Genomic DNA, 6,766 nt, shown 5'->3' with positions numbered 1-6,766 from the left:
TACTTCTTTCCCCGCGCCACTATCTTTTGCCTTCTTAATATCTTTCTTTAATGAATCTATTTTCTTTTGTGCCTGATCGTAGCGCATAGTAGCCATTTTTTGCTCAAGCTCAGCTTGTTTCAGTTGTAAATTGATTTCTTCATTATCATAAGAGAATAATTTCGTGCCCTTTTCTACTTCCTGTCCTTCTTTTACTGCAATATCTTTTACTTTTCCTTTTGTCGGATCTGCGTAGAAGCTCTCAATATTTCCAGGTTTTACTTGTCCAGAAATCAACTTCGTATTGTTAAGTGAACGTTCTGTTACTTTCTCAAAGCTAACAGCATCTCCCTCAGCCGCGCCCTTTTTCTTTCCTTGCATAACAAAAATATTGACGGCTGCAACGACGACAATTAGTGCAATAACTCCGATGATAATCCATTTCTTCTTTTTATTTGGAGTACGAACGGTATTTGGTAACATATCCTCTCTCCTTTTATATCTTAATATAGTGGTTATTTAATTATGTAAAACTTTCAGAAAACGATGCGATATAAATCCAAGTAAAAATAGACAGAGAAAATAAGTGCAGGTCAACACGACTTACATATTGAAATATCAAAATGAATTTATATATTTTTACATTATTACGATTTCTTTACAAAGTTTTACATCAACACTTATATTGTAACAAAAATACAAATGTTTAGAAATATAACGATTTATCTTTTAAGAAAGTTTTAAGGAACCTAAAGAAAACCGCCTTACATCAGGCGGTTTGGACATTTTCTCCAAGAACTCGGTTTCTCTTCATCCAAGTCATACTCAAACGGAAGAGTTGTCACGTCTTTTCTCATCTCACGCGGAATATTCTTTTCTACCGTTTGAAACGCTTCATATTCATCTGTGCGCATCGCTCTTTGCACAATGCCTTCCGGGTTATCACCTTGCATGTCCAACATCCAGCCCGTTTCACTATTTAACTGTTTACGAAATTCATCTTTTTCCTCTTCATCTGGAAACATGCTTCCGTTCACTTCCAAATATGTTTCTACTTTCATCGGAAGCCACTCTACTTCATAATCTTCAACTAAACAAATCGCAATCCCGATCGGTGTACTACGAACGACAAAATCAAATGTACAATCTCGCTGTGTAACAGTTGCTGAACAAAATAAAAATGTCTCTACTTCTGATACAAAAATCCCCACATTTCAGCATCTCCTTTATACATATAATTTGTCTTGCTAACTTCTAGTAAATTTTAACATTCGTTTTTGAAGATATTGTAAAATGGATGTTAATTTTCTATATATAATATAATTTCACTTTATATAAATCTTCACTGACAAGATGCACATAAAAAGAGCTGCCCAAAAGTAGTGCTTTTGGACAGCTTCCTTACATAAACGATTATGCAATTTTGCTCTCAGGGCCTTTTCTCTCATGACCAAATTGAACGATAAATAAGAATACAGTAGATAAAATACCACCCGCTAATAATAGAATGAAACAGCCGTCCCAACCAGAGCGATCAACGATAACACCGATCGCTGCGTTTGCAACAAGGCTTCCTCCTAAATAGCCGAACAGGCCACACATACCAACTGTTGTACCTACTGCGAATTTTGGTACTAATTCCATTGCACTTAAACCAATTAAAAATTGTGGTACGTAAATTAAACAACCAATAATCGAAACTGCCGCACTCACAACAAGTATATTCGATGCTTGCCAGTATACTAGCGTTCCGATAACAACACCAACCATACTAAATACACATAGTGGCATACGTTTTCCTTTAAATAACTTATCACTTAACAGACCTACGATTAATGAACTTGGAATTGCCATTGCTTCAAAAATTGAATATGCTGCATGCGCTTCTGTTTTTGTAAATCCTTTAACCGTTGTTAAATAAATCGGTACCCAGTTAATAACACCGAAACGAATTAAATATACAAATGCGTTCGCAATACATAAATACCAAATAAATTTATTTTTCACTACATATTTCATCAAAATTTCTTTTGGTGACATTTTGTTGGCATTGTCTGCCTTCTCAAGACCTTCATAGTCATTACGATATTCTTCAATTGGTGGAAGACCGACAGATTCTGGTGTATCCTTCGCATTCACCCACATAAGAACTGAAATGACCATTGCAATGATCGCAGGGAAGATAAACACGCCGGCTTGCCAATGACTTTCACCGAAAATACCAATACCAATTCCAACAAGTGGTGCTACAAGCATCGCACCAACATTATGCGAAATATTCCAAAGTCCTGTTTTTGTACCGCGCTCTTTCTTCGAGAACCACTTTGTCATTACGGTACTACAAGGCGGTGCCCCCATCCCTTGAAAAATATTATTAAAAACTAATAATGTTAAAATCATTCCAAATGAAGATGCAAAACCAAAACAAATATTTATAATTGCCGATAAGAATAAACCAACCGCAATAAACCGCTGAGCATACGCTTTATCTGATAAATTTCCCATAAAGAACTTACTTAGTCCATACACAATCGCCGTAACGGAACCTAATAAACCATATTCCGTTGCACTAAAACCATATTCTTTCATTAAGTACGTACTAGATAACGTAAAGTTACTACGAACTAAATAATACGCTGCATACCCAACCGAAATTCCCAGTAACACGCGAATCCGTAGTAATGTATATACTTTGTCAATCATATTCGCTGGCAAACGCTCTATTGCTGGTGCAGGCTTAAGCCAATTAAACATATCATCTCTTCTCCTTTTCTCACTTTTGAGAGAGACGTTGTCTATTCCATGTCTCGATTACTCTACCATCTGATACGTTTTTGCTCGTTCTTCTAACTGGCTGACCTTCTATTTCTTTCTGATTCTTCGCAAGCATCGTTGGTACGCCAAACGAAACCTTTTCTAAAATGTGCCCCGCTTCTTCTGATAAACAATAATCAATAAATAAATCCGCTATAATACCACTCGGTGCATGTCTCAGTTTAGAAATCGCATTGACAGATAACCCTGTTTGCTCAGGCACGTTACTTAAAATCGGAAAGCCTTGTTTTTGAAGCATCCGTTGATCTCCCATAAAATTAATTCCGATCATGTATTCACCACTTGCAACATATTCTACGGGCATGTAACCATTCACCGTTACCTCCGCTACCTGCCTCGCAAGCTCCTTTACATAATGATCAGCCTCTTCTTCACCAAATGTATCAACAAGTGATTGGAACAACGTATATGCTGTTCCTGAAACATTCGGATCAGGCATGATAATCTTTCCAGCATACGCAGGATGTAATAAATCTTTCCACTCTGACGGATAGGAAAGCCCCAGCGGCGCTATTTCCTTATTCCATCGCTCTTTATTAATCGCGATGGCAAGCTGCTCTACTTCATAGCCATGCCAAAAGCCATCCTGATCTTTAACGGCTTTTGAAATGCTACTTGCATGCTGACTTATAACAGGAATAGATAGATTTTTTTGCTTCATCATTTGATGCGCATCCAATGTACCGCCAATGATAATATCGGCTTTTGGATTTCCCGCTTCTTCTTCAACTCTTCTAAGAAGCTCCTCCGTAGAGAGGCGAATAAATTCATACGTACACCCGCGCGGTTTACAAAACGATGATAGAAGTGCTTCACCGACTTCTTCACGCGCTGCTACATACGCAACTAGATGGCGATCTTTTAAATTTGGAAGACCATTTTTACTATATTTGATAGAGGTAGTATCTCGAGAGCAACTAGACATCGCTCCTCCAATTACTAGCAAAAAGAAGAAAAAGGCTATCTTTCTCATGAAACATTCTCCTTTACAAATAGATTTGCTAGGGAGCCTTTCATATACATCACATTCCCATTATTATCGCCAAGGTATTGCACGACAAAGTAAGAAGGATATACAGAAATCGTTAATATATCCTCACGTTCATTCTTTACATGTTTACCATTTTGATAAGCAGTAATATAAGCGATTGGATTCTTCTGCGATTGCAGCAATTTCTGGATCTCTCCATAGTCCGTAATTTGCTTTGCTTGCCGAATCGAATCAAGTATTGGCGTAAGATTCGTAGTACGCACTACATCACCTTCTCGCAAGACAACCTCTTTTGCTGATGCAAAGAAATCGCTAATACGCTCTGGCGTATAATATAGGCCCAGCAAATATGTTTGGAATGCGGAAATCATAGGATCTGTCCCCTTCTTCCCATATACATTTGCCTCGTACTGGAACAAGTCACCTACTGCAAAAGTACGCCTATGTCCATTCAAGTACGTTACTTCTCCAGTAAATACTTGTTCGTGGATCTTCGCTTCAGTTTGCTTCATTCGAATTCGGTCAAAGAATGAAACAATCGCATGTAGACGAACTTCATCTGTTACAACTACTTCTCCCCACTTCTCATGTCTTACCTTCACTTCAGTAGGAAGAGATTCACTTGCTCTTTCTAAAACAGCCTGCTTGTCATCTAGGGTTGTAACGCGGTTATACAATTGCTTTTCTATAACATAAAACAAGATAAGAGCCGCAATCGTACAACAGACAAACAAGAGAATTTGAAATGATAGCCTTTTCATTTCTGCCTACCTCCACAATAAAAAAACGTTGTTTCGAAAATACCGCATAATTGTTTCATAAATGTATCATTTAATCGCTTTCAATTTTTTTATACCTTCCATGTACCTTGGTAATAACAATGTGATAACTACCAGCGTTCCCATTTCCTCACTACTTTCAATTCGCATACTTCCGCCCTGCTTGTTCATAATCTCCTGACAAATGAACAAACCATATCCATTTCCATAACTAGAGGAGAGTACTTTCCCTTTTGGAGAACGATTCCATTCTGCAAGTATCGCTTCATCTATACCAATTCCATCATCATGGATAAGAATTTTCGCTTCATGTTCATTTTTCGCGACATTTATCCTCATTTTCGTAGCATCACTATATTTAATCGCATTATCAAACACATTCAAGAAAATTTGCTTCGTCTTATCAAAATCAGCAACTACATTCACTTCAGATAATTCATTTATAACTTCTATTTCATATTGCTGAAGACGAGGCTTCACAATCGAAATTGCTTCTTCCGCAATTTGTTTTATATCTACAATCGTCGGAGAGACTTCAAACGTACTCGTCCCATACTTTGAAGATTGTAGCAACTCCTCAACGAGTGATAATAGACGCTGACTTTCAATCGAAACATAATGAAGGCTTTCTTCTACATCTCGCGCAGATTGCAATTTTGGAATTAAATCTACATATCCGATAATTGCAGTAAGCGGTGTTTTCAGCTCATGCGTAATTCGGTCTAAGAAATCCTTCTGCTTCTCTTTCTCTTCCTTTAGCTGCGTCATATGAAGTTCAATTGCATCAGCCATCGCATTGAAAGACGCTGATAACTGGGCGATTTCTACATATTCATTTAGCTCAATTTTACTTTTATAATCCCCATTTGCAAGCCGCTTTGCCATTTGTCTTAACTGATCAATTGGCTTATGAAGAGATTTCGCTAAACGAATCGCAAAGAAAATGCCGCCGGCTACTAAACAAATCGATGTAATGAGAAATGTCCAGCTCACATTCGTTAAAACTTCTTTCTCATCTTGTAATTCGTTAATAAAGCGAATTGCCCCAATAACATCGCTTCCATGATAAACGGGACTCGAAAATAAAAGAAGTGGTGCTGGGTCACCATTTTCAAATACATATGCCTTCTTTCCTCGTAACGACTGGTCAATATCTATATTCTTATGAAGCAAAGCTCCTTTCTCTGTATCCGCAACGACGTCTCCATTCTTCCCAATCATCTGCACACGGACATCCATCCGCTTTGCTAAATAAGAAGCAATCAAAAGCGAATTCGGCCCTAGCGTCTCCACTTCTTCTTCCTTCTCTAAATAGTTCATCGTGTAAATTTGCGCTTCTACACTTAATTTCTCTAAAGAACCTGCCGCATTATGATACATATTCTTTTCTAATGCAATGTAAACAACCGTATAAAGAAGAAACAAAATTGGAATCAATAACCCTACTATACCAAGTACCATATTTCGTTTTAACGACATCTTATCACCTTTTAACAATCTAACTTATAGCCGACGCCATAAATCGTCTTAATATGTTCTCCGCTTGCTCCAAGCTTCTTCCGAAGGCGCTGCACCATAATATCAACTGCTCTCGTATTTCCGCTATACTCAAAGCCCCACACTTTCTCCAATAGCTCATCACGCATAAACACGCGATGCGGATGTGAAGCAAATAGCTGACATAAATTGAACTCACGATACGTTAAATCAATTTCTTCTCCATTGACATGTACTTTCCGTTCCTTCGGATAAATAACCAATTCACCAGCACGGATCATTTCATATCGTTGCAAAGTTTCTTTCTTCGTCGTGCGCCGTGCCATATTCTTTACCCGAAGAATCAGTTCTGCATAATTGAATGGCTTCGTTACATAATCATCAGCACCAAGCTGCAGTCCGAGCAGCTTATCATTCATCTGGCTCTTCGCCGTTAACATAAGTACTGGAATATCTCGGTCCTTCTCCCTAAAGAGCCGAAGCAGCTCATAACCATCCGTATCTGGAAGCATCACATCTAAAATCAATACATCGGGCTGCTCGTCCCATCTTTGCAAAGCCTCTTTTCCATCAGCTGCAGTTAGTACTTCATATCCTTCCATCTCTAGCTGCATACGAATTAAATTGCGAATGCTCGATTCATCATCGACTACGAGTATTTTCATGATTCTCCTCCTTTCGCAGT

Annotated in this window: 7 protein-coding genes; all 7 read right to left on the bottom strand. The window is 38.1% G+C overall.

Annotated elements, in window-relative coordinates; translation table 11 throughout:
• Nucleotides 1-462, bottom strand: a 462-nt coding sequence (locus BLV40_RS23390; RefSeq protein WP_139265603.1) for an efflux RND transporter periplasmic adaptor subunit, incomplete at its 3' end; no start/stop codon positions are given.
• Between the two features lie 281 nt (nt 463-743).
• Complete coding sequence (locus tag BLV40_RS23385) at nt 744-1,190, bottom strand: hypothetical protein (RefSeq protein WP_090694412.1); 447 nt, start codon at nt 1,188-1,190, stop codon at nt 744-746.
• Nucleotides 1,191-1,392: 202 nt separating this feature from the next.
• Nucleotides 1,393-2,733: an MFS transporter gene (locus BLV40_RS23380; RefSeq protein WP_026591938.1), complete on the bottom strand. Its 1,341-nt coding sequence runs from the start codon at nt 2,731-2,733 to the stop codon at nt 1,393-1,395.
• Nucleotides 2,734-2,752: 19 nt separating this feature from the next.
• The gene (locus tag BLV40_RS23375) at nt 2,753-3,787 is read right to left on the bottom strand and encodes an ABC transporter substrate-binding protein (protein ID WP_090694408.1); all 1,035 of its coding nucleotides are present in this window, start codon (nt 3,785-3,787) and stop codon (nt 2,753-2,755) included.
• A complete protein-coding gene (locus BLV40_RS23370; RefSeq protein ID WP_026591936.1) occupies nt 3,784-4,566 on the bottom strand; it encodes a DUF3919 family protein in 783 nt (260 codons plus the stop codon). Before BLV40_RS23370 ends, BLV40_RS23375 begins: the two co-directional genes overlap by 4 nt.
• 66 nt (nt 4,567-4,632) lie before the next feature.
• On the bottom strand, nt 4,633-6,063 hold the full coding sequence (locus tag BLV40_RS23365) for a HAMP domain-containing sensor histidine kinase (protein WP_090694404.1): 1,431 nt from the start codon (nt 6,061-6,063) through the stop codon (nt 4,633-4,635).
• Nucleotides 6,064-6,074: 11 nt separating this feature from the next.
• Nucleotides 6,075-6,746, bottom strand: a complete 672-nt coding sequence (locus BLV40_RS23360; protein ID WP_026591934.1) for a response regulator transcription factor — start codon at nt 6,744-6,746, stop codon at nt 6,075-6,077.
• Between the last annotated feature and the right edge of the window lie 20 nt (nt 6,747-6,766).

Origin of the sequence: Bacillus sp. 166amftsu (assembly GCF_900107445.1) — a bacterium.
In the GTDB taxonomy this organism is placed as follows: domain Bacteria; phylum Bacillota; class Bacilli; order Bacillales; family Bacillaceae_G; genus Bacillus_A; species Bacillus_A arachidis.
Note: the sequence above shows the minus strand (reverse complement) of the source record. Positions and strands in the feature narration are given on the sequence as shown.

Excerpts from the sequence above, each read along its gene's own strand:
- BLV40_RS23380 (WP_026591938.1), bottom strand. The coding sequence starts at position 2,733 with ATGTTTAATTGGCTTAAGCCTGCACCAGCAATAGAGCGTTTGCCAGCG.
- BLV40_RS23375 (WP_090694408.1), bottom strand. The coding sequence starts at position 3,787 with ATGAGAAAGATAGCCTTTTTCTTCTTTTTGCTAGTAATTGGAGGAGCG.
- BLV40_RS23370 (WP_026591936.1), bottom strand. The coding sequence starts at position 4,566 with ATGAAAAGGCTATCATTTCAAATTCTCTTGTTTGTCTGTTGTACGATT.
- BLV40_RS23365 (WP_090694404.1), bottom strand. The coding sequence starts at position 6,063 with ATGTCGTTAAAACGAAATATGGTACTTGGTATAGTAGGGTTATTGATT.
- BLV40_RS23360 (WP_026591934.1), bottom strand. The coding sequence starts at position 6,746 with ATGAAAATACTCGTAGTCGATGATGAATCGAGCATTCGCAATTTAATT.